The organism is Bacillus subtilis subsp. subtilis str. 168 (genome assembly GCF_000009045.1).
In the GTDB taxonomy this organism is placed as follows: domain Bacteria; phylum Bacillota; class Bacilli; order Bacillales; family Bacillaceae; genus Bacillus; species Bacillus subtilis.
This window is the reverse complement of the sequence record NC_000964.3, coordinates 35001-60409: the sequence shown is the minus strand read 5'-3', so window position 1 is coordinate 60409 and position 25409 is coordinate 35001. Positions and strand designations below refer to the sequence as shown.

Here is a 25409-nt window from a genome sequence, read left to right as displayed (position 1 = left end):
CCTGCGAGAACAGAAAAACGCTTTGGTCTAGTGTCTACACCAAAGCTTTTTATTGAATAAATGTGTGATATTCGTGGTAATGCGGATTTCGGTCAAGCGCCTCTTGGCAGTCTTCACATATCGTCAAAACATGGACATCTCCATTTTCTTTATAAGAAATCATATCGTTTCTTTCCTCATTTGTTAAGTGCTGAAATCCAAGTGAGTCTGTCGATACCATTGAAGATTCGAGACTGCCTACTTTCACTCCGCAATGACGACAATAATAATGCAAAGCCATACAAGGGTCCTCCTGATGAAAAAGTCATTTTGGTGTAGTATGGACTTTGTTGTTACATTTTATACCTTTGCGTTAAATTCGTTCATGACTTCTAAAAACGGTTTACTCAAAGAAGCCTCACAAGCCTTCACAGATTTATCAACCGCTTCTTCGATCTCAGGTGCCTCCTCCTTGGTAAAGGAGCCTAACACATAATCAACGACCTTCATGCCGTTTACAGGCCGGCCGATTCCGATGCGGATACGGTCAAACTCGGACGTTCCAAGATGCTGGATCAGTGATTTGATGCCATTGTGCCCTCCGGCGCTTCCTTTCGTTCTTAAACGGATCTTGCCAGTCGGAAGGTCAAGGTCGTCGTAAATGACTGTCAAATCTTCGTTATCGACATCATAGTAGTCCATTAAAGGCCGCAAACATTCTCCTGATAAATTCATATATGTAAGCGGTTTAACAAGTAGAACCTTTTTGCCGGAAACAAATCCGGTTCCGTATAATCCGTTAAATTTATTTTGATTCAGCTCTATATTCCATTCCTTTGCAAGCTGATCTATCACCATAAATCCGACATTATGCCGTGTATTTTCATAGTTCTTCCCCGGGTTTCCGAGACCGGCAATCACAAGCATGGCGAATCCTCCCTTAGTCACATAACTCCCGTCTTCATAAACGGGCTATAATTCTTCTCATTCTAGCACAAAAGACGTAACCGCGGGAGGGTTACGCCTTAAGCTATTATTGTTCGTTTTCACCTTCAGGCTGAGCATCGGCAGATTCCTCTTCATCGACCTCAGCTGCTTCCTGCTGCTGCGGAGGAAGGATTGAAGCCACAACCTCATCTGATTCATGATTAAAGGAGTAGTCACCGCCAGCAGGCAAATCCGCAATCGTCAGTACTTCATTTACATCGAGGCTTGAAATATCAGCCTCAATCGTTTGCGGAATGGCTTTTGGCTTGGCCTTTACAGTAAGTGCATATAACGGCTGCTGCAGTACGCCTCCGTTTTTCACTCCAATGGCTTCTCCGGTCAGATGAATCGGAACTTCCACTTCAATGTCCTCACTCATATTAACTACTTGAAAATCAGCATGAGTGATTTCATTTTTCAGCGGGTCCGTCTGCAGGTCTGTTACCATGACTGAGTGTTTTTCTCCGCTGACCTCAAGCGTAATGACTGCATTTTTGCCTTCGTCCCTCAGCGTTTTGATGAGCTCCACACTGTCTAATGACACAGGTTTGTTACCCGTATCCTTCCCATATATGATACCTGGAACATGTCCTGAAGTACGGATATTCCGAAGAGACGAACGAGTAAAGTCCGTTCTTTCTTTTGCCGTTAAAGTTGCCATATTCAGCACCATCCTCTTGTCGTTTTAGTTGTCCTATTACAAACAATACCCATAACGATAAGGATTTAAACCTCGAAAAATGGTTTAGCTGAACAGATAGCTGACTGATTGCTGCTCATGAACGCGAATAATCGCTTCGGCCAGAAGCGGTCCGACTGAAAGCTGCTTAAAGCGTTCAATTTTCTTTTCTTCAGGAAGCTTGATGCTGTTTGTCACAACAAGCTCTTTAATTGTTGAATTATTAATCCGTTCAACCGCAGGGCCTGATAGTACAGGGTGTGTACAGCATGCATATACTTCTTTCGCTCCGTTTTCAACGAGCGCATTAGCAGCAAGTGTAATCGTACCTGCAGTATCAATAATGTCATCGATGAGGATAGCAGTCTTCCCTTCGATGTTACCTACAATATTCATGACTTCCGCCACGTTTGGACGCGGACGGCGTTTATCGATAATCGCAATTGGCGCTTTTAGTCGGTCAGCCAGTTTGCGGGCACGTGTCACACCGCCATGGTCTGGTGAAACAATGACGATATCTTCAAGATTTTTGCCTTCAAAATATTCTCCTAAAATCGGAACACCCATTAAGTGGTCAATCGGTATATCAAAGAATCCTTGAATTTGCGGCGCATGCAGGTCAAGTGCAATCACACGAGTCGCACCGGCTGTTTCAAGCAGGTTAGCGAAAAGTTTAGCTGTGATTGGCTCACGGGATCTTGCTTTTCTGTCTTGACGCGCATAACCGTAATAAGGAATAACAATGTTAATCGTTTTTGCAGAAGCGCGTTTTAACGCATCTACCATAATCAGCAGTTCCATAATATGCTCGTTAACGGGGTCACTTGTAGACTGGATGATGTAACAATCACATCCGCGAATACTTTCTTCGATATTAATTTGGACTTCCCCGTCACTAAATCTTGTGACAGAACATTTCCCTAATTGAACTCCAACTATATCTGCGATTTCTTTTGCAAGCTCTGGATTCGAATTCAAAGAAAAAATCTTTAAATTCTTATCTCCGTATTGATTAGACATGGATAAACCTCCGAATTTAGGATTATTTTTTATGAATATTTTTCACATAATCGTCTTTATTTACTTGTCTCGCTCTGGCAATAGCAAGTGCTTTTCCAGGTACATCTTCCGTAACAGTTGAACCTGCCGCCACATAAGCGCCTTCTCCGACTGTGACAGGGGCAACCAAGTTGGAATTGCAGCCGATAAACGCGCCATCTTCAATTTTTGTCAAATACTTATTCTTTCCATCATAATTGACAGTAATTGAACCGCAGCCCAGGTTTACATCAGTGCCTACCTCAGCATCGCCGACATAGCTTAGATGAGATGCCTTGCTTCGGTCTCCGAATTGAGTCTTTTTAATTTCTACAAAATTCCCGATCTTCACTTCATTCCCGATGACAGAATCAGGTCTGATGTGAGCAAAAGGTCCTATGTTTACATCATTCCCCACTTTACTGTGATTGACTACCGATTGTTTAATAACCGTACGGCTGCCAATGGCACTATTCATAATCTCCGTATGAGGGCCAATAATCGTATCTTCTCCGATTTGCACCTCACCTTTAATCACAGTTCCAGGGTAAATCACAGTATCGCTTCCGATAACAGCGTCAGGAGAAATATACGTATTCATCGGGTCAATCAACGTCACGCCATTTTGCATATGCCGTTTATTAATGCGCTCTTTCATAAATTGTTCTGCCTGAGAAAGAGCAACTCTATCATTAACTCCGAGCGTTTCTTGGAAATTACCAGTCTGGTAAGCGGCAACAGTTTCGCCTTCATTTTTAAGAATCTCTATGACATCCGGCAAATAATACTCGCCTTGTGCATTATCATTAGACACCTGATCAATAGCCCGAAATAGCGCTTCATTGTCAAAACAATACGTACCGGTGTTGATCTCAGTTACAAGACGTTCTTCTTCAGAGGCGTCCTTATGCTCAACTATTTTTTGAACCGCTCCGTTTTCGCTGCGAATAATGCGGCCGTATCCAGTTGGATCTTCTGCAACCGCAGTTAAAATCGTAGCTTTCGCTTCTCTTTGTGTATGTTCTTTCAGCATCTGTTCCATCGTCTCTGCTGTCAAAAGCGGCGTATCTCCGCAAATGACAATTGTGACGCCTTTTTCGTCAGCAAGAAATGGCTGTGCCTGTTTTACAGCATGAGCAGTGCCAAGCTGTTTTGCTTGAAGCGCGTACTCGCTTTTATCACCAAGCTGCTTTTTCACTTCTTCCGCACCATGTCCGACAATCGTGACAAGCTTTGATAAAGATAATTTTAAGGCTTCGTCCACGACGTGCTCTACCATAGGCTTACCGCAAACTGGATGAAGGACTTTATAAAGCTTCGATTTCATTCTCGTTCCTTGTCCAGCCGCTAAAACAACTGCAAACCGCTTATCCATTTATTGGCCTCCAATATCCCTTTTATCCATAGAAAAATATATCCTAAATATCTTCTGATTTCAAGGAGACTTCATGAAGTGCAAGAATTTTCTATTGAGTGCAACTAAGTTTGAAAAATCAGAATTAAAAAAGGACCGCCGGCAAAAGGCTTATGTCAGCCCTTTCAGCAGTCCTTGCTTTTTGGTTATTTTTTAAGAAGCTCCAGCTTCTTCGAATTCTAATGCTTCAGTGTCACCCAGACGATGATACTCATTTAACACGGCATCTTGAATCTTTCCTCGCGTGCTTGAATTAATAGGATGAGTAATATCGCGGAACTCTCCATCAGGGGTGCGTTTACTCGGCATCGCAACGAAAAGACCATTGTTTCCATCAATCACACGAATATCATGTACAACAAATTCGTGATCCAGCGTGATGGATGCAATCGCTCTCATGCGACCATCGGTATTCACGCGGCGTAATCTTACGTCAGTAACTTCCACAGTAGTTCACCACCTTTTCCCTATATAAAAGCATTAGTGTATCAATTCCACGATTTTTTCTGAAATCCTGCTCGTTTTTAAAATATTTTTTGAAAAAATAGGATATAGTTACACAATTAGGTCATAAAGCTTTCATTTCGGGCATAAGGTAAATAAAAAAGTGATCCCGGCTCTCCCAGAATCACTTTTCTTATTATTTCACCAGTGCAATAACTTCGATCTCGACTAACGCATCCTTCGGGAGTCTCGCGACTTCAACACAAGATCTCGCCGGTTTGTGAGTGTCAAAATATTGTCCGTACACTTCGTTTACTTCCGCAAACTGTTCCATATCCGCGATAAATACAGTTGCTTTTACAACTGTTTCAAAAGAAGCACCCGCTTCTTCCAGAACCGCCTTTAAATTGCTGAATACTTGATGAGTCTGCTCCTTAATATCGCCATTCACCATTTCGCCTGAAGGAGTCAAAGGGATTTGGCCTGAGCTGTAAAACATATTGTTGACGATAATCCCTTGTGAATAAGGCCCGATTGCCGCTGGGGCATGTTTTGTGTGGACTGCTTTTGTCATGATTCTGTCTCTCCATTCTTTAAAAGATTGTCTTTAAAAAAACGCAGAAAATTGCCATTCTGAATTTCAATGGACTTCTCTTTCATGTTGATGGTTGAAAGAGTAAGAAGTGACATATATTCGTCAACAAGACGTTCATCTACTCCTTCGGCTTCAACTAAGACGCCGATTCCCGCCACATTTGCGTTAAACTCATCCAACAGGTTAATCATACCATTAATGGTGCCGCCTGCTTTCATAAAGTCATCAATAATGAGTACGTTTGAACCCGTTTTCATGCTTCTTTTCGCAAGTGACATTGTTTGAATGCGGTTTGAGGAGCCTGAAACGTAATTAATGCTGACTGTGGAGCCCTCTGTTACCTTATTGTCTTTACGAACGATCACAACAGGCACATTCAAATAGCTTGCAGCTGCGTACGCAAGAGGGATGCCTTTCGTGGCAACGGTCATGACAACATCAATTTCGCGCTCTGCAAACACGGAAGCAAACAGCTTCCCTACCTTGGAGAGTACAGATGGCTTTCCTAAGATATCCGTTAAATATACATAACCGCCCGGAAGGATACGCTCAGGATTTGCCAGCGACTGTCCAAGTGTCTGCACAAACTCTTCAGCTTCAGCCTGCTTCATTTTCGGAATATATTTAACGCCTCCGGCAGCTCCGGGAACAGTAAGCAAAGTACCAATCCCCTGCTGTTCAAAGGTTTGTTTAATAATTGTTAAATCTTCACTGATCGATGATTTTGCAGATTCATACCGCTCAGAGAAAAAGGTTAGCGGTATTAACTCGTGCGGATGGGTTAACAAATAATTTGTTAAGTCCACCAATCTGCCGCTGCGACGAAACTTCATGAACTCACCCCCAAAATCCGAATATTTTAAGATCAATATAACTTAACATACGGATTTAATCAAGAGCGTTCTGTTCGCCGATCATTCTCACCGCATAAACTTGATCGCAGAAGCCTCTTAACCCGTTATAAATTCTCTGCACCTTCGACTCATACTGAACCAGTCCAAACACTGTCGGGCCGCTCCCGCTCATTAACACGGCATCTGCACCAAAGCGTTTCATCTGGTTTTTGATCATCGCAACTTCAGGATGCATATCGAGTGTAACAGATTCAAGCACATTGCCTAACCGGCTGCACATCTTCTGAAAACTCTTTTCTTCTATCGCCTCGATCATGCCTTGTACATCGGGATGCTCTATACCATCCAGTTTCAGCGCTCTGTACACTTCAGCAGTTGAAACACCGATTGTCGGCTTCGCTAAAATGACCCAGCAGTGCGGAGGCGTGCTGATATGTTTAATTTTCTCGCCGCGCCCTGTTGCTAATGCAGTTCCGCCATAGACACAAAATGAAACGTCAGAGCCAATTTCCGCTCCAAGCTCAGCAAGCGTTTCCGCGGACAGATTTAAATTCCACAGTCTGTTCAGCCCTCTGAGTGTCGCCGCCGCATCACTGCTTCCGCCGGCAAGACCGGCAGCCACCGGAATTACCTTCGTAATCATGATGGAAACTCCCTTTTTCACGTTGTATCTGTCCTTGATCAGCTTGGCAGCCTGATAAGCTAAGTTTCTTTGGTCATCAGGCACAAATCGGTTGTGGGAGGAAACCCTCACTTCATCCTCTGCAAGCTCCGTCAATTCAATTCGATCAGCTAAATCAATTGTCGTCATGATCATTTCGACTTCATGATAGCCATCCGGGCGTTTTCGGGTGACGTCAAGTGACAGATTGATCTTAGCTGGCGCTTTTTCTAAAATACGCATAGCTTTCACCTACTTCTCCATCTAAACATAAGTATGAACATTGTATCACATTTGAAGTACAGGATGAACATATCCATATTCAGCCCATTATGTATTTATATCCAAAATAAAAAAACCAGGGAACAGCACGTCCCCCGGGTCACATCCTTATCGGTTATTCTGATTCTGAGCCATTTGCTGTTCGGCGATTTCAATAGCACGCTTCACCATGTTACCGGCATCGCGGGCCCGAATTTCACCCCAGCCTCCATTTTTTACTGTGTCATAAAAACCAAGGTCTTTAGCCAGCTCATATTTAAACTCATCTGACATAACTCCACGACGTCTGCCCAAACGAAACAACTCCTTTTTTAGAAGTGATAGCCATTCGTGCACGTCACGATAATATGTGACTGTTTTATCTTTTGTTAAATCAGATGGAACTTTCGTTAAAATTATTGGAAACCAAAAAAGGGCAAAACAAAAAGCAGTAAACAAAAGGTTCACTGCCCGTTAAAATGCCACTGAGCTTGCGGCGTCATCATTAAATGTCAGCTCAACAGTCTCAGTCAAAATATCAGCATAACTGTATGAAACTCTTTCAAACGAGTTCTCGTCTTGATCTAGTTGTATCACAAAAACAGAAGGGTACGTCTCAGCTAAAATGCCCGAACGCTCAATCGTTTTTCGGCGGCCACCGTTTGCTTTTAACGTCAGCCTTTTACCTAAATTCCCATCAAGCGATCTTTTAATATCGGACAACGTCTTCGCCATTGCATCCACCTCACTACATTTATTGTACAACACGAGCCCATTTTTGTCAAATAAAATTTAAATTATATCAACGTTAATAAGACGTTGTCAATAAAATTATTTTGACAAAATTCTATGATTCCTCAATTATGTTCCGCAAGTTTCGGTAAATTATGTATCATTATGTAAAATAAAAAACCCGCATAGCTCTCCTATGCAGGTTTTCAACTGTTAATTGGACTTATAAGGCATACCAATTCTCAGAACTCCTCTTGTTTCAATACCTCCAAGCCCTTTCTCTCTTGTCAGCGTATTACGGAGCACTTCCCATACATTAATCCGTTCCATAAACGGCGTAAAGCTGATCTTCGCGACGATATATACCGGATCAAGCGCATGAATATTGACTCTTGACGGTGAACTTGCAAAATTCGCACCCGCTCTGATGAGTGATTCAAAATGGGATTGGCAGGCCCCCGCAAAAATAACAAGCTGATCTAAGTGAGGGATCTTTTTTCGGGCTGTTTGAACTGTTTCAACAAAGTGCTTAGAATGTCTGTACGCATTCAAATCATCAATACCGCCCTTTTGCTTCGAGTACGCATCATGCCCTGTGATCACCAGGATGTCAGGTCGATATTTGTCGAGCAATACTTCAATAGAAGCAGACATTTTCTTTTCATGGCAATGGATGCCATAGACCGGCACTCCAATTTTTTTATAGACATTCAGGCATTTTTTCAAATATGCTTCGTCACCATCCAGATGAAGCACTTTGCCCGGCATATGGAAATAATGCTCCTGATGCTGATATTGGCTTGTCGCATAGTACTCCTGCTTTTCTCTGAGCAGCTTATAATCTTGGCGGAGCAATTCGAGCGACTCATTCATTCTGCTCTCATCTTTCTTTTTCCGCATCATCTGCTCATCCTTTTTCACTGCCACCAGATCAGAAAAATCCGAATCAGCAATCAGCCTGACTTCATCTCCATGCAAAATGGCAATTGAATTTCCTTTGCTTGTTTGCTCTATTCCTATAATTCGAAACAAAACATCCATCTGATAGGATTTTCTGGCTACCATATCCCCTATTTGAAATTGCACGTTCCTCACTCCACACATAGACTAAGCCTCATCATGAAAGAAAGAGCCTTGAGAAAGCGCCTTTTTTCGCTGAGTCCAAGTTTTTTCTTATCATTGAATGAAAGGTCCTTCTCTAGCCTATGTAGCGGCAGTCCATGTGGTGCGCAAAACAAAAAGCCCTTTTAGAAAAGGGCTTTATACAATCCGTTAGACAGCGCTGCGAATTCCTCAATAGACAGGGATTCACCTCGGCGCTTACCGTCAATATTTGTTTCTTCGAGCACTTGTTCAATCGTTGATTTTTGTGCTTTTCCTTCAGGCAGATTGTTAACTAAGTTATTGAGCAGCGTTTTACGGCGCTGTGCAAAGCTTGCCTTGATGAGCTGAAAGAAAAAGGATTCGTTTTCCACGTCCACTGCCGGGCCGTCTCGGAGAATCAGACGAATGACTGCGGAATCGACATTAGGCTGAGGAACAAATACGGTTTTCGGGACGATCATCACCGTTTTGGCTTCTGTATAAAACTGCACCGCGATTGAAAGCGAGCCGTATTCCTTAGATGAAGGATCAGCCGCCATGCGCTCAGCCACTTCTTTTTGCAGCATAACCACAATCCCTTTCAGCGGAAGATGTTCTTCAAGCAGTTTCATGATAATCGGTGTTGTTACGTAATAAGGAAGGTTGGCAACTACCATGATCTCATCACAATCTTGAAATTGTTCTTCAATGACTGATTTGACATCAGCCTTTAACACGTCCTGATGAATGACAGTGACATTTTCGTAAGGTGACAGTGTATCCTTCAGAATCGGCAATAATCGCTGGTCAATCTCAAATGCCACGACCTTTTTCGCCCGCTTGGCAAGCTGTTCGGTTAAAGCCCCGATTCCCGGGCCGATTTCAATGACACCTGTTTTCTCCGTCACTTCCGCGTGATCAACAATTCTGTTTAAAATGTTCGTATCAATTAAGAAATTCTGTCCTAAGCTCTTTTTAAAAGAAAAACCGTATTTCTTCAGTATCTCTTTCGTTCTAATCGGTGTCGCAATATCTTTATTCATTCTGTTCCTCCCGCATAACGGTATCGAGCGCACTCATAAAATCACTTTTTTTAATTTGAAACATTTGCAGCCGTTTTTGAAGCTGTTTGCCATTTGTATAGCCGATTTTCAACAGATCACCCAGTCGTTCCCGGCGGCATTTGGCCGCAGGCCCGCCTATTAGTCCGGCATGAATCAAATCCTCAGCTGAAATGTCACTCGGCTGCGCTTCCATCTCCTCATGCACATTTTCTAAACATGCCCTAATGCTTTCAACCGATGCATGCTCCACACCAATTCCCCGCTTGTTTTTAGGTTTGGCAAGATGTTTTGGCAAAAATGCATGCTTACAGCCGGGTACAGCCTCTGAGATGGTTTTGCGAATCTTCTCTCCCGGAAAGTCCGGATCCGTTAAAATAATGACGCCTCTCGTCTTCTGGGCCAAACGGATTTGGTCAATCACATGATCATCGATGGCTGAACCATTTGTTTCAATTGTGTCTGCATCAACAGCCAATTTGATGCGGGCCGTATCGTCACGCCCCTCGACCACAATGATCTCTTTAATTTTCATTATTTCCTCCAAGACAAAATAAAAACTTTTGTATATTCATGAAACTTTTTCTTATATCGAGCGTCTAATAAGCAGAAAATGCACTTTGTCTATTATAACGAAAAAAACAGAGGGCGCAAAACCCTCTGAATACATAAGTATATACTAATTTAAGATTTTAATTTTGACTGTTTTATTTCCCCATCGGTACGCCGATGATTTCTCTGGGAAAAAGACGTCTATCTTGTTCCCTTTAATCGCTGAACCGGTATCTGCAGCAATGGCATATCCATAGCCTTCCACGTGGACTTTGGAGCCTAGCGGAATGACATTTGGATCCACAGCGATGACTTTGGCATTCGGATTATTTTTTAAATTGACGCCTGTCGCTGTATGTCCTGAACAACCGCTGCAGCTTGCCGTATAAGCCGTAGATGATACAGTCATGACTTTGCCTGTTGATTCATTGCTGCGGGACACAACTGTTTTTGAATCACCTGAAGCACTGACCGTTTCAAATTTTGGACTGCTTTGCTTTGTGCCGACAGCAATCACTTTATCTTTGCTTTGTTCAGCTGTTTCTTCTTTTACAAGCTCTCTGGACACTTCTTTACCGTTTTCTTTAACGACTTCGAAATGTTTTTTTAGCTTGCCTTCTTTTCCTTTTTGGACGACCTTTTCTTTCCCTTTTTCAAGAGAAGCGTCTTCTTGCTTTTTCACATCGAACGCAATCTTCTCTTCAACTACATCGGTGACCTTTTCGATACGAGTAATTGTAATATCAGCCTTTCCTTTCGTCAGCTTTGCATCTAACGCAGGCTTGATTTTATCTTCGTCTTTTATGTTCATCTTTTGCTGTTTTAAAAAGTCAGCGACCGTAGTCGAAGTCGTCCAGATCTTCTTTTGTTTCCCTGCATCATTCACAGTAACCTGAAATGCGGGCTCTATGTTAATCTTCATGTCTTTCGAAATATCTGTATCTATTGCGGGATCAATTTGATCTTGTTCTTTCACATCAACATCTTGTTCGTCCAGTAATGCACCGACCGTTTTTGCTGTTGACCATAACGTCTTTTCTTCCCCGTTTATTGTAAGCTTCACAGGTTTTGCAGCCTCATACACAACGTCCATGTCTGCTGTTATCTTTGTCTGTTTAGCAGGTGTGATCTTGTCTTCGTCTCTTGTCTTTATATCAAGCGTCTCCAAAAGATCACCGACTGTATTTGCATGTGTGCGTATATGTTTCTTTTTGCCATTGATAGAAACTGAGACTGATTGTTTCGTCAGCTCATGAGCCGCGTACGCAGTCCCGCTTCCTGCCAAAAGCAAACAAGCAGCAACCAGAATGACTTTGCTTTTGCTAAGCTTTACGGAAAACAGCTTTTTCATTTTTTGTGTGATGAAAAACGCCTCCTTCTCCTCGGAGAGATTATATAGAGTATCTAAAAGGCTGTCAACCCTCCCTTCTCTTTCTCCCAAAAGCTCAGTGTCCTCTTCATTATCCTGAAATACACTGAGAAACGGAAGAAAGACTTGTCGACAAACCTATCCTATGAGGAGAAGAAAGCATGTAGAACTTTTATAGAAAAACGCTGTAAGGGACAAGCTCTTACAAAACCCGCTAGCGTTTTTTGTCAGTTTATACGGAAAAGTCTTTTCGCATTTTCAGTCGTGATGGAAGCAATCTCTTCAAAGGTCATTTCTTTTAATTCGGCGATTTGTTCTGCCACATATTTCACATAGCTTGGCTCATTTCTTTTCCCGCGGAAAGGGTGCGGTGTGAGAAACGGGCAGTCCGTTTCAATCAGCAGCCGGTCATTGGGAATTTCCTTCACTACTTCCTTCGGTTTCTTCGCATTTTTAAATGTCACCGGTCCCCCAAATGATAAATAAAAATTCATTTTCATGCATTCTCTTGCCACTTCCGCACTTCCTGTAAAGCAGTGCATGATTCCGCCCACAGCTTCTGCGCCTTCCTCTTTCAAAATGGTCACGACATCCTCCGTTGCATCACGGTTATGAATGATAATAGGCAAATTGACCTCTTTCGCTAAGGCGATTTGATTTCTAAACACCTCTTTTTGAATATCTTTAGGTGATTTATCCCAATGATAATCCAGTCCCATTTCCCCTATCGCTACCACTTTCTCATGAGCAGAAAGCTCTTTAATCCACGCTAAGTCTTCCTCTGTCATGTCAATAGCGTCAACAGGGTGCCAGCCAATGGCTGCATAAATAAAATCATATTCCTCAATCATTTCCATCGCACGGGTAATCGTCGGACGGTCAAAACCAACTACGACAATTCGTTCAACTTTTTCAGCTTTTGCCCGTTCAATAACCTCTTCAAGATCAGTATCATATTGTTCTGCATTTAAATGCGCGTGAGTGTCAAACAACATAAGTGAAAAACTCCTTTCTTGTCGAAACACAAAAGGTGTTCGACGAATTGTTACACGTGAAACACCTTTTGTTTATCATTATTTAATTCTTGTGCCTTTTGGTAACGACTGATCGATAGATACGACCTTTAAAACGCCGTCTGCTTCTCCTGCAAGGATCATACCTTGAGAAAGCTCTCCTCTGAGTTTAACCGGTTTTAGATTTGTTACACAAACGAGTTTTTTTCCAACAAGCTCTTCAGGCGTATAATGCTTCGCAATGCCGGATACCACTTGGCGCTTTTCAAAACCAAGATCAAGCTGCAGCTTCAATAAACGGTCTGCTTTTTTCACTGGCTCTGCCTCAATGACCTCAGCTACGCGAAGCTCTACATCCATAAATTGATCAATCGTAATTTCAGGTAAACGATCGACCTCTTGAGGCTCTTCTTCTTTTGTTTCTTCTTTCGCTGGTGCTGAACCTTGCATTTTCCCTTTGATGTAAGCAATTTCTTCTTCTGCCTCTAAACGAGGGAACAATGGCTCGCCTTTTTGTACTTTTGTATCTTTCAGCTGGCCGAAAGCTGTAATGCTGTCCCAAGCTTTTAAAGATTCATCAGTAATGCCCAGCTGCTCGAACATTTTTTCAGGTGTTTTTGTTAAGAATGGCTGAAGCAGTACCGCTGAAATACGCAATGATTCAGCGAGATGATACATAACTGATCGCAATTCTTCTTCTTTTGCCGGATCTTTCGCAAGCACCCATGGAGCTGTCTCATCAATGTATTTGTTTGTGCGGCTGATGAGCTGCCATAAAGTCGAAAGTGCTACCGAGAACTCCATATTTTCCATTGCTTTCTCATAAGCTTTCACTGTTTCTTCAGCAACAGAAGTGAGCGTATGGTCAAATTCCGTAACAGCACCTTTGTAAGAACCGATTTGTCCGTCAAAATACTTATTAATCATCGCAACAGTACGATTCAATAGATTTCCTAAATCATTCGCTAAATCATAGTTGATTCGCTCAACAAATCCTTCCGGCGTGAAAACACCGTCTGATCCGAACGGCACTTCGCGAAGCAAGTAATAGCGAAGTTCGTCTAAACCATAGCGTTCAATTAATGTAACCGGATCTACAACGTTTCCTTTTGATTTCGACATTTTTCCGTCTTTCATCAAAAGCCAGCCATGCGCGAATACTTGCTTTGGCAGCGGAAGATCCAGCGCCATCAGCATAATTGGCCAGTAAATAGTATGGAATCGTACAATCTCCTTACCGACTAAATGAACATCGGCAGGCCAATATTTTTGATAAAGCTCATCATTTTCTGTATCATAACCGAGTGCCGTTAAATAGTTAAATAGTGCGTCAATCCAAACATATACAACATGCTTTGGATTTTCCGGCACCTTCACGCCCCAATCAAAAGTGGTACGTGATACTGCCAAATCCTCAAGTCCAGGTTTGATAAAGTTATTAATCATTTCGTTTTTGCGTGATTCTGGCTGAATGAATGTCGGGTTTTCTTCATAGTATTTCAGAAGACGATCCGCGTATTTCCCCATGCGGAAGAAATAAGATTCCTCTTTGATCAATTCAACTGGGTGACCGCTGTCAGGGCTTTTTCCGCCGATGACCTCTCCCTTTTCATTCCGCTCAATATCAACGAGCTGAGTTTCCGTGTAGAACGTTTCATCAGGGATGCTGTACCAGCCTTCATACTCATCAAGATAGATGTCCCCGTTATCAAGAAGCTTTTGAAACACTTTTTCAATGACAACTTTATGCCGTTTTTCTGTCGTGCGGATAAAGTCGTCGTTTGAGATTTCAAGCTGCTTCCACAGTTTTTGAATATCTGCCGCTGCGCGATCCACATACTCCTGAGGTGTAATGTTTTCCTGTTCAGCTTTTTGCTGGATCTTTTGTCCATGCTCGTCCGTTCCCGTTAAATAGCGAACATCGAACCCTTTTAATCTTTTGTAACGTGCCATTGCATCTCCTGCGACTGTCGTATATGCATGGCCGATATGTAATTTTCCGCTCGGATAATAAATCGGTGTTGTAATGTAAAATGTATTGTTTTCTTGCGGCATCTTGAAACCTCCTAATCAGAATGTCAAAAAGCTCCCGCCCAAAGGACGAGAGCGGCGATAAGTGCAAATCATATATGAATATTATTTATATTTATCCTTTATCTATGATACCATCTTAGCCTTTAAGATCAAGAATATATACATACGCCCTGAAAAAGAATAATTAAAATTAAAAATCTTTAATGAAAATAAAAAAAGTCTGTTCGTGTCGAATTTTGTCGTATATAATCAAATGAAATAAAAAACTTTGGTTCGAAAGTCTTGATTTAAAAGGATTTTTAGTAGGATAATAGCTTTATTAAATATTTATAAAATGCTGTTATTTCGGTAGTTTCCAAGACATTACTGACTATAAGAACTAATTCTTACAATCAATAGTAAACAAAATGATTGACGATTATTGGAAACCTTGTTATGCTATGAAGGTAAGGATTTTGTCGAATAATGACGAAGAAAAATATAATTTAAACAAATAAGTATCTCTTGGGAGGAGAATGTTTATGAAATCTACTGGTATTGTACGTAAAGTTGATGAATTAGGACGTGTAGTTATTCCTATCGAACTGCGTCGTACTCTTGGAATCGCAGAAAAAGATGCTCTTGAAATCTATGTTGATGATGAAAAAATCATCCTTAAAAAATATAAACCAAACATGACTTGCCAAGTAACTGGTGAAGTTTCTGATGATAACCTTAAACTTGCAGGCGGTAAATTGGTTCTTAGTAAAGAAGGCGCTGAGCAAATCATCAGCGAAATCCAAAACCAGCTTCAAAACCTTAAATAATCATTTCTTGTACAAAAAACGTTCTTGTTATGACACAAGAACGTTTTTTTATTGCTTAATATGGTAAGCATCGTACACTTCACGCTTTGGTACATTGCGATCGACTGCTGCTTTTTTAATAGCTTCTTTAGACGTAGCGCCTTTCGAAATGTAATGCTCGACATGTTCTTTCGCAGTGAGGGTTTCCCACCATTGTTCTTCCTCATCTACCTCTTCATTATTACTTCCTTCTACGACAAGACAAAACTCGCCGCGTATCTGATCCTCGTTTGCCCATCCAATGACCTCAGATATGGTTCCTCGGATAAACTCTTCATATTTCTTAGTGAGTTCACGTGTTACAGCAATTTCCCGATCTCCTAATATCTCTGCCATCGCTGACAAGGTTTCCTTCAATCTGTGGGGCGCTTCATAAAAAATGATCGTTTCCTGCCGTTTTTTAAGGGCTTCAAGCTCCTTCTTCTTTTCTTTTTTCTGTCTGTTGAGAAAACCGTAAAAGAAAAAAGGCTGCGGTACAATACCTGAAGCAATAAGAGCTGTTAATGCAGCATTTGCTCCCGGCAACGGAACAACATAACCGCCTATATCCGTAAAATCCTTTACAATTTCCGCTCCGGGATCAGAAATCGTCGGCAGACCGGCATCACTGACAAGAGCAATGTTTTTTCCCGATTTCAGCCATTCAATAATTTTGTGCCCACTGCTTTCTTTATTGTGTTCGTGATAGCTGACGAGCGGTGTTTCAATTTCATATACATGACAAAGCTTTTTCGTTTGCCTCGTATCTTCCGCAGCAATCGCATCCACTGATTTCAGCGTGTCGATCGCCCGGAATGTCATATCCTCTAAATTTCCGATTGGGGTTGGGACCAAGTAAAGAATCCCCATGTCCGACTTTCCATTAAAGCTCATTTGGCGCCTTAACATATACAGCCTCCTTGCTGTTCCGCTTTTCTTCTATATAAAGCTCTTTTTTCTTCCGAGTTAGTTTTTTGAAATAATATTCCGCCTGCATAGCTTCCCGCTTTGTTGAAAAGCTCTCGGCAAAAATTAATTCAACCGGACGTCTTACTTTTGTGTACTTTGCGCCCTTTCCATCATTGTGCGTTTTCACTCGTTTATGCAGATCGTTGGTATACCCGGCATACCAGCTATTGTCCTTACATTTCACGACGTAGAAGAAATGGTTATTTGTCTCCATATAAAATGGTCCTGATTTCTTTTGTATATTCATTTTGTTCATCATATACGAATAAGGGAGGAAGAATTTTCAAATCCGGGCGCCCGCCTTTGATACCTTCAACCAAAATGGTATTGGCTTCTTTCCCTTGCTTCGGATAGACAAATTGTACACGTTTCGGCTCGATTTGATAAGCCTTCATCAGTTCAAAAATCTCCAGAAGCCTTCCCGGCCGGTGAACAAGAGCTGCTTTTCCCCCTTGCTTGAGCAGCTTGCTGCTGACTGAAATGACATCCTCCAGCGTGCAGTGGATTTCATGTCTTGCGATTCGGAGATGCTCGTTCATGTTTTGTTCAGTTTGTTTCGGCGTTTTAAAATACGGCGGATTGCAGGTGACAACATCATATCGATTATGTCCAAGTTTCTCCGGCATGTTTTTCAGGTCATCATGTATGATCTGGATCTGATCGTCCAACTTATTATACTCCACGCTGCGAACAGCCATATCATGCAGTCTTTCTTGAATTTCGACTCCCAGAATGTCTGCTTTTGATCTTGTACTGAGCAGCAGCGGCACAATACCATTGCCGGTGCATAAATCAACAATTTTCCCTTTTTGAATCGGAACGTACGCAAATTTGGACAGAAGCACAGCGTCCAACGAAAAAGCAAACACTGTTGGGCTTTGTATGATTTTCATGTCCTCTGCCAGCAAATAATCTAATCTTTCATCATCATGTAATGAAACCATCTTCTTATCCTTTCAGTACCTTTGAAAAAGGCTCCCGTCTTATGCGGAAGCCTTTTCCCTATTTTTTATTTAAGAATGACAGACAGAAAAGACAATCCTCTTTTCGAACACTTCCATAGTGGACATTGCAGATATGAAATCCTTCTTGATACAGACGTGCCAGATTATCATATCCTTCCCCTATATCAGTTTGCTCTGTCTTCTGTGTTTTTGATTCTTTTTTATCAGCTTTGAACTTTTCAATCTGCTGCGTCGTATCGTCCAGCCGTTTGCGCAAATGCTTGTTTTCAAGCTGTAAATGATGATTTTCCTCAATCATCTCACCGATATGCTGCTTCAAATCCCCCAGCTGCCGGTACAGTGAGCCAATTTGTTCTTCTAAGTTAATGACTGTATCAAATAACTCTTTTTTATCCAAGGTTCCACACCTCGTTAATCTGTGGTTTGTGCGGATACGACGCCCTCTTCCAAGAGCTCTTCCCAAGTATATTCTATCACTTTTTCACGGTTTATCAGTTCCACCTGAAGCACCCGTTCCAGAATATTTAGTCCGACGACCTTCGCGGGACCGTTTGCTGTCGTAATCATTTCTCCTATATCCGGAAGCTGTTCTTTTGCCGTCTCATACTCATCGTTCTCATATTTTAGACAGCACATCAATCGTCCGCAAAGACCCGAAATCTTCGTAGGATTTAAAGACAAGTTCTGATCCTTGGCCATTTTAATGGAAACGGGTTCAAAATCTCCAAGAAACGTTGAACAGCAAAGCATTCTTCCGCAAGGACCGATTCCTCCGAGCATTTTTGCCTCATCCCTCACTCCGATTTGGCGCAGCTCAATTCTTGTCTTAAAGATAGAAGCCAAATCCTTTACAAGCTCTCTAAAGTCGACTCGGCCGTCAGCAGTGAAGTAAAAAATGACTTTATTGCGATCAAACGTGAATTCAACATCGACCAGCTTCATATCCAAGCCATGCTCAATCACTTTCTTTTGGCAGATATCAAATGCTGATAGTGCTTCCTGTTTATTTTCTTCTACAATGAGAAGATCGCGATCGTCTGCCACACGTATCACTTTTCGAAGGGGAAGCACCACATCATGCTCATCCACCTGTTTATTTGCAATTACGACCTGGCCGTACTCAACGCCTCTGACAGTTTCTACAATTACGCAGCTGTCATGTTCTATATGAAATCCATTCGGATCAAAATAATATATTTTACCCGCTTTCTTAAAGCGGACACCAATTACATTGTACAAGCTTATCCCTCCTGCAACATTAACACCAAGTGCTCCATTAATCCTTGTACATTCACATTGGAATGAAGCCGTTTCTTTGCTTCTAAAACAGCAAGTATCTGATTCGTAACGCTTTGTTGTGTTGATTGTAGCGCATGCTGTTTTATTGATTGGAATAAGTCTTGATAAATCAATTTATCTTCATTTCCTATTTGGATGGACAACACATCACGATATATCAATAAGAGCATATCAAGACCCATTTCTTGATGGGTTTTTTCTTTGAAAAAGGGCATCCATTGATCTTGAATAAAGAAAAAAGCATGTCCTTTCCGCTGGTGTAGGACTTCATACAATTTTATCACTTTCGCTCTAGACTCTGCAAACTCATCATTTCGACTTAATTCGACTGCTTCTGCTACATTATTAGTCATGTTGGCCAGAAGCCTTGCCATATGAGGCGAGACGTCCTGTTCGATCAGTCTGTCTTCAATTGCTTTCGGCTGCAAAGGCTGAAAAGGAAGGGTTTGGCATCTTGAAATGATGGTATCCAATAACCTTTGGGGCTGCTCAGTGATGAGGACGGCCATTGTGTCTTTGTTCGGTTCTTCTAAAAATTTCAGCAGGCTGTTCGCCGCATTTGCTGTCATTTGATCTGCGTGCGAAATAATATACAGCTTTTTATGCGATTCAAGTCCTGTCTTAGAAAACTCTTCTTGGAGCGCTTGAATTTGCGCCTTTTTGATTGATAAGCCATCAGGCTGAACAAGATGGAGATCAGGATGGTTCCCTGACTCTATCCGTTTACAGTTTCGGCAGCTCTCACAAGGCTCCGCGCCACCCTCCAGACAAAAGAAGCTTTTTGCAAGAAGCAGCGCGGCATCAAGCTTGCCTGTTCCTTTTTTCCCCTCAAACAAATAAGCGTGTGATAGTCTGTCCTTCTCAATACTATTATATAAAAGCTTCATCACTCTGGGCTGAAGCTCGTTCATTTCCTTCCAGGATATTGCCATTGTATCACTCTCTATGTGTAAAGGTTAATTAATAAACCTTTTATTTCGCCAATACGCTCCAGCAAATCAATTGCCGGTTTTTCCTGATCCATCATCTCTTCCGTAAGCTGTATCAATTTGTCATCTATTTCTTTCACAAGTCCCAGCGTTCTGCTGTTCCCGTAAAGGTCAAAGCTTTTCGATGTTTCATGTGAAAGACCGCTGTCCACAGCTTCTTTGACAAAACGTTTCACAAGTCCTTTAAATCTCGCTAAGTCTTTAAAATTCCGAGATTTCGTTAGCCTTTTTCCAAATGCTTCTATATCAGATAACAGCCTGGTAAGCTGATCAAGCTTCATTTTGCTGCTTTGGTTTTCCATTGATGTTTTAAACGATGCTGTGATCTCAGATGTTTTCACAGAGGGAATCTGCTTATTATCTATAAATGTACGTATATCTTTATTAATTTTCACAGTTTCAGATCCTTAAAATTGATGAAATTCATCGACTGGAAGGACAAATACTGTCGCTCCGCCAACTTCAACTTCGACTGGATAAGGGACATAGGAATCAGCATTTCCACCCATTGGAGATACAGGGGCAATCATCTGATCACGTTTCTGCCCGTTTTCTTTAATGAGACTCAACGCTTTATTGACGCGTATATCCTCGACACCGATCATAAACGTTGTATTGCCTGATTTAAGAAATCCTCCTGTCGTTGCAAGCTTTGTGACTCTGAAGTTGTGATCCGTTAAGGTTTTCAAAAGTCTGTTGCTGTCCTGATCTTGTACAACTGCCACTATCAATTTCATCTGTGAAGGCCTCCTTTAGATTGGAAACAACGTGATCTCGTTTACATTATTATATCAACTATTGGGAAACAGGTCACAATTGAATTTTTTTCAACGCTTCATCGATCACCTTTAGAACATCCTGAACGACGAGGTCTTTGGATTGCCCGGCATCAACTGAATGAAATCTTTCCGGAAATCGCTTCATCAGCTCTTGATAACCTTCTTGTACTTTTGTATGAAAGTCCAGTTTTTCTAAATCGAGCCTGTTTTTCTCCCGTGAGCCGTTTGCGTAAATACGCTTCAGTCCTTCTTCCGGATCAATTGAAAAATAAACCGTTACATGGGGCATCATATCTCCAATGGCAAATTCATTAATGGACAGAACCTCATCAATTCCAAGCCCTCTTGCATATCCTTGATACGCAAGAGAACTGTCTATGAATCTGTCGCAAAGAACGATAAACCCCTGTTCTAAAGCAGGTTTTACTTTTTCAACTAAATGCTGGCGTCTTGCAGCCGCATATAAGAGAGCTTCTGTTTTTGGGTCCATTAATATATTGTTCTCATTCAGAATAACCTCTCTAATTTGTTCTGCAATATCTATTCCGCCTGGCTCTCGAGTTGCCATAACCTGAAGGCCTTCTGCTGTCAGTATGTTTTTGATCTCCTGCAGAACAGTCGTTTTCCCTGCACCTTCAGGACCTTCGAATGTAATAAATAAACCGCTCATGATTTCTCCTCTTCTATATAAACAAGTAGTTGTTTCTCTTTGATTTTCATATTCCCTTGAACATGCGTTTTCATGCTGATCAAGCGGCTGAGCTTTTGCACACTTTCTTTTGTTATTCTTTCTCCCGCCATAATCATCGGGATACCCGGAGGATAAGGGATGATATCTTCTGCATTAAGCCGGCCAGCTGCTTCCTCAAAGCTCACATATTCTTTCTTAAACGAATGTAAGACCTTTTTTGGATAAGGCAAGACAGTAACAGGCTGCACACCCCATTCTGCAGAAACAAACGTCTGATCCGGAGGCGTTTTCTCAATCTCTTCATCGATGCTTCTAATGATTTCAGCGTTTATTCTCCGTTTTCCTCCCAATGGGAGAACGAGCAGAACTTGATTTTCATCAGCAAGCTCAGTGAATATGTTGGCACGCTCTAAAATGCTTTGCAGCGTATAGCCAGAATGCCCGCGTTTTGAACGAATTGTGAGCTTTAGCGGATCCGTGATGATCAGTGGATTAGCAGGGTTAACAGCTTCTGCATTTGTAAGTGAATCAAACGTTTGTTTAAGTGTTTCTATCCGCTGCAGAATGTCAGAAAGCTTTTGTTCTTCTATAATATGCTGTACATAAGCGCGGGCAATATCTAACGAAGCCATAATCGGATAAGACGGGCTGCTGCTTTGTAATCGGTTTAAATACTCTGCCACCCGATCCCTGTTAATCCTGCAGCTGCTGTTGAGATGCAAATAAGAACCCATCGTCATGGCTGGCAACGTTTTGTGGGCCGACTGAACAACAATATCTGCCCCCATTTTTAAAGCTGAGACCGGAAAAGGCTCACCTAAAATAAAATGTGCGCCATGCGCTTCATCGACCAAAACAGGAATCCCGTAATGATGGGCTTCAGTAATGATCTCAGTCAAATCAGCACTATGTCCGTAATATGTCGGATTGGTCAGTACCAAGCCTTTCGCATCTGGATATGCTTCCAGGGCCTCTTTAATTGTTCCAAGCGGAACATGCGTAGGCACATGCATCGCTGAATCAACGTCAGGTGCAAGATAAACCGGCTCAGCACCGGACAAATCAACAGCATGAAATACAGATTTATGACAGTTTCTTTGAACCAGAATTGTATCACCAGGTTCACAAACAGATAAAATCATCGCTAAGTTTCCGACAGTCGTACCATTTACCAGAAAAAAACTTTCCGCCGATCCATATAATTGACTGGCAAGCTCCTGAGCTTCCTTAATCACCCCAGAAGGATGATGGAGATCATCCAGTCCTGCCAGTTCAGTTACATCAATGGTGAGAAGCGGATCGAATATTGACTTAGCGTCATCAAAAAAGACATCTCCATTGTGATGTCCCGGAACATGAAATGAATGAGAATTTCTTCTCGCATGTTGAATTAATGCTTTATATAAAGGTGTGTTCATGAAAACAATCCTTTGAATGTGTCTTCTTACACCTTATTATATCGTGCCTCTGACAGAACTTAAAGCCAGACTTACTGGTAATCATCTTTCCTTTATTGTAATCAGCTTTTGCTTCAGGTCGCCTTCCATCATCATGAGCTCTTCTTCTGCCTGACGGCGTTTGATTCGTCCTTCTTCTTGTATAGTCAGTGTTTCTTCAAGCGTGCTTATTAAGCTTTCCTGCACCTTCTTCAAGGTATCTATATCAACAAGGCCTCTTTCATTTGCCCGTGCAGTTTCAATTGTATTGGTTTTTAAAAGCTCCGCATTTTTCAGCAAAAGCTCATTGGTTGTATCAGATACTTTCTGCTGTGCATCCACTGCATTGCGCTGCCTTAAAAGCGTCAGTGCAATGGCAACTTGATTTTTCCATAACGGAATCGCTGTCACAATGGATGACTGAATCTTTTCAGCTAACGCTTGGTTTGTATTTTGAATCAGCCTGATTTGCGGTGCACTTTGGATTGTAATTTGCCTGCTCAGCAGCAAATCATGCACCCTTTTATCTAACCGGTCAGCAAATTGAATTAAATCATTCACCTCTTGAACGGCCATTTGGTTATGATCACTCGATTCAGCCTGTTGCTTCAGTTCAGGAATCGTTTTTGTTTTTAATTCCTCCAGCTTCAGTTCTCCTGCAGCAATATAAACATTCAGCGCTGCGAAATATTCTTTATTTTTTTCATATAACTGCTCTAACAGCTTGTTGTCACTGATTAAAGCATTTTTAGAGTGCTCCAGCTTCAAGCTGATTCTGTCTATCTGCACACTGGTCTTTTGGTATTTAGACAGCACCTCTTGAAGAGAACTTGATACTCTTCCAAACATGCGTGCCAAAAAACCCTTTTTCTTAGATTGGAGATCATCAGGATTTACTTGCTCCAGCTTTTTCATCAGCTCTCCAAGTATTTCGCCAATCTCCCCGACATCCTTCTTTTGAACATGATTAATCATATCATGAGAAAAGTTCAGCAGTTTAGATTGAGCTTGTGAACCGTATAAGACAATGCTTTGCATATTTTTATGATCAATCTGTCCAGCAAGCTGAATTGCTTTTTCCTTGTTTTCCTCAGGAAGAACATCAACAAGCCGTACTTGCTCTTTCTCTGCTTTTACAGCCTCCGAACCTGGTATCTCTATGTTACCACCAAAAGGATCTGCCAATAATTCATCTATATGAAGGTCGCTTTGGTCTCGGTTCATCGCTCTTACCCTCTTCCCTTATTTCTTTAATGAATGTTTTGCTGCGTCTAATTCAAACTGCAACTCGTCAATTTCATCACCCATTGCTTGAGTTAAATCTTCCTCTAAACGCTTGGTCAATTCAGTAAGAGTGATGCGTGTCTCACTTAACGACATCGACAGTTCTTTGCTTTTTTTTGGGTGAGATGATAGAAAAGCATACTTCTCTGTCAATTCAACAACCGAATCGAGAGTTTGATAAAAAAATCGTTCTGCCTGATAAAACCGCTTTGGCTCTTTTTTGGTGAGGAGATAAATCCTTCTCACAATCCTTAGCATTTCTGCATTTTGCTTAAACATTTGAATGCTTTTAGCCTGAAACAAGGCTTTCCTAAGACGGACCATTTTCTGCCTTGCTTCCTCTAAGTTTTTCTTAATGTAAGCATACTCTCTTCCTGTCAATTCATGCTTTTTAAGAAATAACCGTCTTGCATTCCAGATGCCAGCTATATATACGGCTGCTCCAGAAGCAAGCCCATAAACAATAGATAAAAAAATCGACTGGTTTAAACCAAAAAAGCTCAATATTCCAATGAAAACAAAAGTCGCACTGCTAGTTAAACTCCACACCAAAAAGTGAAAAAATCTCTGCATGAGATAATCGACTCCTGTGTCTATACTCAGTTTTAATATTATTATCTACTACGTTCAATCCTTAAACAAGTTTCATCTTCTTTTTATTATTAAGAGTACAAAAAAAGACCTTTTCAGGTCTATGAATATAATGGCGGTGTATGAATGCTCTTTAGTTTTTTTACGTAAAACGCATAGTCAGGATCAGAAGTTGATGTAGAAATTACTTTTCTCTCACAATCTAAGCATATGAATTTCGTATAAAGATGAATGCCTCTATTCTTCTCTTGATCACAAATCACACATGTATGATTAAGTTTAACTGTTTCGTCCATCTTCTCCACCTCCGTACAGTTAGCCTCCCCTTAAAACGGATATTGTATACACTATTTAGACCTTTTTGAAACTTTAAATCAGTATATGGGCTATATAAGCCCTCGGTGTTTGTATTTGTTTGATTTTCTCGATCTTGAGTAAACAAAAAACCCAGCTCATTAAGCTGGGTTTAAGCTTGCTTGGCGGCGTCCTACTCTCACAGGGGGAAACCCCCGACTACCATCGGCGCTGAAGAGCTTAACTTCCGTGTTCGGTATGGGAACGGGTGTGACCTCTTCGCTATCGCCACCAAACAAATGCCTTCAGGATGAAGGTACTGGGCGTTTCTCACAGGATGTGAGAGCCCTTAGCGGAGTTTCCTTACCTTCCGCCTTTAGAGAGGTGTTCTCTCAAAACTAGATAACAGGTGTGACATCATTCAAAATGTGGTTAAGTCCTCGATCGATTAGTATCTGTCAGCTCCATGTGTCGCCACACTTCCACCTCAGACCTATCAACCTGATCATCTTTCAGGGATCTTACTTCCTTG

Annotated in this window: 31 protein-coding genes and 2 rRNA genes (1 of these 33 only partly in view); 1 reads left to right on the top strand and 32 read right to left on the bottom strand. The window is 41.6% G+C overall.

The window, feature by feature from the left end:
* Nucleotides 1-49: 49 nt before the first annotated feature.
* The 17 genes from fin to metS form a co-directional block, all read right to left on the bottom strand.
* On the bottom strand, nucleotides 50-280 hold the full coding sequence (fin, locus tag BSU_00540; protein NP_387935.1) for a protein required for the switch from F to G during sporulation (anti sigma F): 231 nt from the start codon (nucleotides 278-280) through the stop codon (nucleotides 50-52).
* A 59-nt stretch (nucleotides 281-339) separates the two neighbouring features.
* Complete coding sequence (pth, locus tag BSU_00530; protein ID NP_387934.1) at nucleotides 340-906, bottom strand: peptidyl-tRNA hydrolase; 567 nt, start codon at nucleotides 904-906, stop codon at nucleotides 340-342.
* A gap of 106 nt (nucleotides 907-1012) precedes the next feature.
* Nucleotides 1013-1627, bottom strand: coding sequence for a ribosomal protein BL25 (Ctc), binding 5S RNA (ctc, locus tag BSU_00520; protein ID NP_387933.1), 615 nt, complete (start codon nucleotides 1625-1627; stop codon nucleotides 1013-1015).
* An 84-nt stretch (nucleotides 1628-1711) separates the two neighbouring features.
* The gene (gene prs / locus BSU_00510) at nucleotides 1712-2665 is read right to left on the bottom strand and encodes a phosphoribosylpyrophosphate synthetase (RefSeq protein ID NP_387932.1); all 954 of its coding nucleotides are present in this window, start codon (nucleotides 2663-2665) and stop codon (nucleotides 1712-1714) included.
* A gap of 22 nt (nucleotides 2666-2687) precedes the next feature.
* Nucleotides 2688-4058, bottom strand: a complete 1371-nt coding sequence (glmU, locus tag BSU_00500) for a bifunctional glucosamine-1-phosphate N-acetyltransferase/UDP-N-acetylglucosamine pyrophosphorylase (RefSeq protein NP_387931.1) — start codon at nucleotides 4056-4058, stop codon at nucleotides 2688-2690.
* Nucleotides 4059-4250: 192 nt separating this feature from the next.
* Nucleotides 4251-4544: a regulator required for spore cortex synthesis (stage V sporulation) gene (spoVG, locus tag BSU_00490; protein ID NP_387930.1), complete on the bottom strand. Its 294-nt coding sequence runs from the start codon at nucleotides 4542-4544 to the stop codon at nucleotides 4251-4253.
* A gap of 193 nt (nucleotides 4545-4737) precedes the next feature.
* Complete coding sequence (gene ridA, locus BSU_00480) at nucleotides 4738-5115, bottom strand: aminoacrylate/iminopropionate hydrolase/deaminase (protein NP_387929.1); 378 nt, start codon at nucleotides 5113-5115, stop codon at nucleotides 4738-4740.
* The gene (gene purR / locus BSU_00470) at nucleotides 5112-5969 is read right to left on the bottom strand and encodes a transcriptional regulator of the purine biosynthesis operon (PurR-pRpp) (RefSeq protein ID NP_387928.1); all 858 of its coding nucleotides are present in this window, start codon (nucleotides 5967-5969) and stop codon (nucleotides 5112-5114) included. The genes ridA and purR overlap by 4 nt, the downstream gene beginning before the upstream one ends.
* Before the next feature lie 55 nt (nucleotides 5970-6024).
* Nucleotides 6025-6894, bottom strand: a complete 870-nt coding sequence (gene ispE / locus BSU_00460) for a 4-(cytidine 5'-diphospho)-2-C-methyl-D-erythritol kinase (RefSeq protein NP_387927.1) — start codon at nucleotides 6892-6894, stop codon at nucleotides 6025-6027.
* A gap of 147 nt (nucleotides 6895-7041) precedes the next feature.
* On the bottom strand, nucleotides 7042-7227 hold the full coding sequence (sspF, locus tag BSU_00450; RefSeq protein ID NP_387926.1) for a small acid-soluble spore protein (alpha/beta-type SASP): 186 nt from the start codon (nucleotides 7225-7227) through the stop codon (nucleotides 7042-7044).
* A 159-nt stretch (nucleotides 7228-7386) separates the two neighbouring features.
* Nucleotides 7387-7647, bottom strand: coding sequence for a hypothetical protein (veg, locus tag BSU_00440; protein ID NP_387925.1), 261 nt, complete (start codon nucleotides 7645-7647; stop codon nucleotides 7387-7389).
* A gap of 210 nt (nucleotides 7648-7857) precedes the next feature.
* Nucleotides 7858-8730 (bottom strand): sporulation-specific protease, encoded by an 873-nt coding sequence (prtG, locus tag BSU_00430; RefSeq protein NP_387924.1) that lies wholly within the window; start codon nucleotides 8728-8730, stop codon nucleotides 7858-7860.
* Between the two features lie 161 nt (nucleotides 8731-8891).
* Complete coding sequence (rsmA, locus tag BSU_00420) at nucleotides 8892-9770, bottom strand: dimethyladenosine 16S ribosomal RNA transferase (RefSeq protein NP_387923.1); 879 nt, start codon at nucleotides 9768-9770, stop codon at nucleotides 8892-8894.
* Complete coding sequence (gene rnmV / locus BSU_00410; RefSeq protein NP_387922.1) at nucleotides 9763-10323, bottom strand: ribonuclease M5; 561 nt, start codon at nucleotides 10321-10323, stop codon at nucleotides 9763-9765. The genes rsmA and rnmV overlap by 8 nt, the downstream gene beginning before the upstream one ends.
* A gap of 144 nt (nucleotides 10324-10467) precedes the next feature.
* Entirely contained in the window at nucleotides 10468-11781 is a 1314-nt protein-coding gene (gene yabE / locus BSU_00400; protein ID NP_387921.1) for a putative cell wall shaping enzyme, read from the bottom strand.
* Nucleotides 11782-11936: 155 nt separating this feature from the next.
* A complete protein-coding gene (gene dayD / locus BSU_00390; RefSeq protein ID NP_387920.1) occupies nucleotides 11937-12704 on the bottom strand; it encodes a D-amino acyl-tRNA deacylase in 768 nt (255 codons plus the stop codon).
* Nucleotides 12705-12782: 78 nt separating this feature from the next.
* Nucleotides 12783-14777, bottom strand: coding sequence for a methionyl-tRNA synthetase (metS, locus tag BSU_00380; protein NP_387919.1), 1995 nt, complete (start codon nucleotides 14775-14777; stop codon nucleotides 12783-12785).
* 494 nt (nucleotides 14778-15271) lie between these two features.
* Between metS and abrB the strand changes: the two genes are divergently transcribed.
* Nucleotides 15272-15562, top strand: coding sequence for a transcriptional regulator for transition state genes (AbrB-SurF) (abrB, locus tag BSU_00370; RefSeq protein NP_387918.1), 291 nt, complete (start codon nucleotides 15272-15274; stop codon nucleotides 15560-15562).
* Nucleotides 15563-15610: 48 nt separating this feature from the next.
* Here abrB and rsmI read toward each other — a convergent pair whose 3' ends face one another.
* The 15 genes from rsmI to rrnA-23S form a co-directional block, all read right to left on the bottom strand.
* Nucleotides 15611-16489 (bottom strand): 16S rRNA 2'-O-ribose C1402 methyltransferase, encoded by an 879-nt coding sequence (gene rsmI, locus BSU_00360; protein NP_387917.1) that lies wholly within the window; start codon nucleotides 16487-16489, stop codon nucleotides 15611-15613.
* Nucleotides 16464-16763, bottom strand: coding sequence for a putative UvrC-Intron-type (URI) endonuclease (gene yazA / locus BSU_00350; protein NP_387916.1), 300 nt, complete (start codon nucleotides 16761-16763; stop codon nucleotides 16464-16466). The genes rsmI and yazA overlap by 26 nt, the downstream gene beginning before the upstream one ends.
* Complete coding sequence (gene trmNF, locus BSU_00340) at nucleotides 16750-17493, bottom strand: tRNA1(Val) (adenine(37)-N6)-methyltransferase (RefSeq protein NP_387915.1); 744 nt, start codon at nucleotides 17491-17493, stop codon at nucleotides 16750-16752. Before trmNF ends, yazA begins: the two co-directional genes overlap by 14 nt.
* 58 nt (nucleotides 17494-17551) lie before the next feature.
* The gene (dnaH, locus tag BSU_00330; protein NP_387914.1) at nucleotides 17552-17911 is read right to left on the bottom strand and encodes a subunit of the DNA replication complex; all 360 of its coding nucleotides are present in this window, start codon (nucleotides 17909-17911) and stop codon (nucleotides 17552-17554) included.
* 14 nt (nucleotides 17912-17925) lie between these two features.
* Nucleotides 17926-18753, bottom strand: coding sequence for a subunit of a sporulation, competence and biofilm formation regulatory complex of RNaseY (RicAFT complex / FAD / two [4Fe-4S]2+) (gene ricT / locus BSU_00320; protein ID NP_387913.1), 828 nt, complete (start codon nucleotides 18751-18753; stop codon nucleotides 17926-17928).
* 2 nt (nucleotides 18754-18755) lie between these two features.
* Complete coding sequence (holB, locus tag BSU_00310) at nucleotides 18756-19745, bottom strand: DNA polymerase III clamp loader delta' subunit (RefSeq protein ID NP_387912.1); 990 nt, start codon at nucleotides 19743-19745, stop codon at nucleotides 18756-18758.
* Between the two features lie 11 nt (nucleotides 19746-19756).
* Entirely contained in the window at nucleotides 19757-20197 is a 441-nt protein-coding gene (yaaR, locus tag BSU_00300) for a hypothetical protein (protein NP_387911.1), read from the bottom strand.
* 12 nt (nucleotides 20198-20209) lie between these two features.
* On the bottom strand, nucleotides 20210-20539 hold the full coding sequence (gene darA / locus BSU_00290) for a signal transduction receptor, cyclic di-AMP binding (protein NP_387910.1): 330 nt from the start codon (nucleotides 20537-20539) through the stop codon (nucleotides 20210-20212).
* Between the two features lie 73 nt (nucleotides 20540-20612).
* The gene (gene tmk / locus BSU_00280; RefSeq protein NP_387909.2) at nucleotides 20613-21251 is read right to left on the bottom strand and encodes a thymidylate kinase; all 639 of its coding nucleotides are present in this window, start codon (nucleotides 21249-21251) and stop codon (nucleotides 20613-20615) included.
* On the bottom strand, nucleotides 21248-22690 hold the full coding sequence (gene yaaO / locus BSU_00270) for a putative decarboxylase (RefSeq protein NP_387908.1): 1443 nt from the start codon (nucleotides 22688-22690) through the stop codon (nucleotides 21248-21250). The genes tmk and yaaO overlap by 4 nt, the downstream gene beginning before the upstream one ends.
* 81 nt (nucleotides 22691-22771) lie before the next feature.
* On the bottom strand, nucleotides 22772-23932 hold the full coding sequence (gene yaaN / locus BSU_00260) for a putative toxic compound resistance protein (RefSeq protein NP_387907.1): 1161 nt from the start codon (nucleotides 23930-23932) through the stop codon (nucleotides 22772-22774).
* 18 nt (nucleotides 23933-23950) lie between these two features.
* A complete protein-coding gene (xpaC, locus tag BSU_00250) occupies nucleotides 23951-24565 on the bottom strand; it encodes a putative phosphatase (protein NP_387906.1) in 615 nt (204 codons plus the stop codon).
* A gap of 119 nt (nucleotides 24566-24684) precedes the next feature.
* A complete protein-coding gene (gene csfB / locus BSU_00240; RefSeq protein NP_387905.1) occupies nucleotides 24685-24879 on the bottom strand; it encodes a forespore-specific anti-sigma factor in 195 nt (64 codons plus the stop codon).
* Between the two features lie 175 nt (nucleotides 24880-25054).
* Nucleotides 25055-25173: ribosomal RNA gene (gene rrnA-5S, locus BSU_rRNA_26) — ribosomal RNA-5S — on the bottom strand.
* A gap of 133 nt (nucleotides 25174-25306) precedes the next feature.
* A ribosomal RNA-23S gene (gene rrnA-23S, locus BSU_rRNA_5) occupies nucleotides 25307-25409 on the bottom strand (it continues 2824 nt past the right edge of the window).

What these genes read in the sequence shown, in the direction of transcription:
- xpaC (NP_387906.1), bottom strand. Translation starts at nt 24,565, where the DNA reads ATGCAGAGATTTTTTCACTTTTTGGTGTGGAGTTTAACTAGCAGTGCG.
- abrB (NP_387918.1), top strand. Translation starts at nt 15,272, where the DNA reads ATGTTTATGAAATCTACTGGTATTGTACGTAAAGTTGATGAATTAGGA.
- veg (NP_387925.1), bottom strand. Translation starts at nt 7,647, where the DNA reads ATGGCGAAGACGTTGTCCGATATTAAAAGATCGCTTGATGGGAATTTA.
- rsmI (NP_387917.1), bottom strand. Translation starts at nt 16,489, where the DNA reads ATGTTAAGGCGCCAAATGAGCTTTAATGGAAAGTCGGACATGGGGATT.
- ispE (NP_387927.1), bottom strand. Translation starts at nt 6,894, where the DNA reads ATGCGTATTTTAGAAAAAGCGCCAGCTAAGATCAATCTGTCACTTGAC.
- prs (NP_387932.1), bottom strand. Translation starts at nt 2,665, where the DNA reads ATGTCTAATCAATACGGAGATAAGAATTTAAAGATTTTTTCTTTGAAT.
- dayD (NP_387920.1), bottom strand. Translation starts at nt 12,704, where the DNA reads ATGTTGTTTGACACTCACGCGCATTTAAATGCAGAACAATATGATACT.
- ctc (NP_387933.1), bottom strand. Translation starts at nt 1,627, where the DNA reads ATGGCAACTTTAACGGCAAAAGAAAGAACGGACTTTACTCGTTCGTCT.
- csfB (NP_387905.1), bottom strand. Translation starts at nt 24,879, where the DNA reads ATGGACGAAACAGTTAAACTTAATCATACATGTGTGATTTGTGATCAA.
- ridA (NP_387929.1), bottom strand. Translation starts at nt 5,115, where the DNA reads ATGACAAAAGCAGTCCACACAAAACATGCCCCAGCGGCAATCGGGCCT.
- yaaO (NP_387908.1), bottom strand. Translation starts at nt 22,690, where the DNA reads ATGAACACACCTTTATATAAAGCATTAATTCAACATGCGAGAAGAAAT.
- rnmV (NP_387922.1), bottom strand. Translation starts at nt 10,323, where the DNA reads ATGAAAATTAAAGAGATCATTGTGGTCGAGGGGCGTGACGATACGGCC.
- yazA (NP_387916.1), bottom strand. Translation starts at nt 16,763, where the DNA reads ATGGAGACAAATAACCATTTCTTCTACGTCGTGAAATGTAAGGACAAT.
- pth (NP_387934.1), bottom strand. Translation starts at nt 906, where the DNA reads ATGCTTGTGATTGCCGGTCTCGGAAACCCGGGGAAGAACTATGAAAAT.
- metS (NP_387919.1), bottom strand. Translation starts at nt 14,777, where the DNA reads ATGCCGCAAGAAAACAATACATTTTACATTACAACACCGATTTATTAT.
- trmNF (NP_387915.1), bottom strand. Translation starts at nt 17,493, where the DNA reads ATGGTTTCATTACATGATGATGAAAGATTAGATTATTTGCTGGCAGAG.
- purR (NP_387928.1), bottom strand. Translation starts at nt 5,969, where the DNA reads ATGAAGTTTCGTCGCAGCGGCAGATTGGTGGACTTAACAAATTATTTG.
- darA (NP_387910.1), bottom strand. Translation starts at nt 20,539, where the DNA reads ATGAAATTGATAGTGGCAGTTGTACAAGATCAGGACAGCAACAGACTT.
- glmU (NP_387931.1), bottom strand. Translation starts at nt 4,058, where the DNA reads ATGGATAAGCGGTTTGCAGTTGTTTTAGCGGCTGGACAAGGAACGAGA.
- rsmA (NP_387923.1), bottom strand. Translation starts at nt 9,770, where the DNA reads ATGAATAAAGATATTGCGACACCGATTAGAACGAAAGAGATACTGAAG.
- yaaN (NP_387907.1), bottom strand. Translation starts at nt 23,932, where the DNA reads ATGAACCGAGACCAAAGCGACCTTCATATAGATGAATTATTGGCAGAT.
- tmk (NP_387909.2), bottom strand. Translation starts at nt 21,251, where the DNA reads ATGAGCGGTTTATTTATTACATTCGAAGGTCCTGAAGGTGCAGGGAAA.
- holB (NP_387912.1), bottom strand. Translation starts at nt 19,745, where the DNA reads ATGGCAATATCCTGGAAGGAAATGAACGAGCTTCAGCCCAGAGTGATG.
- fin (NP_387935.1), bottom strand. Translation starts at nt 280, where the DNA reads ATGGCTTTGCATTATTATTGTCGTCATTGCGGAGTGAAAGTAGGCAGT.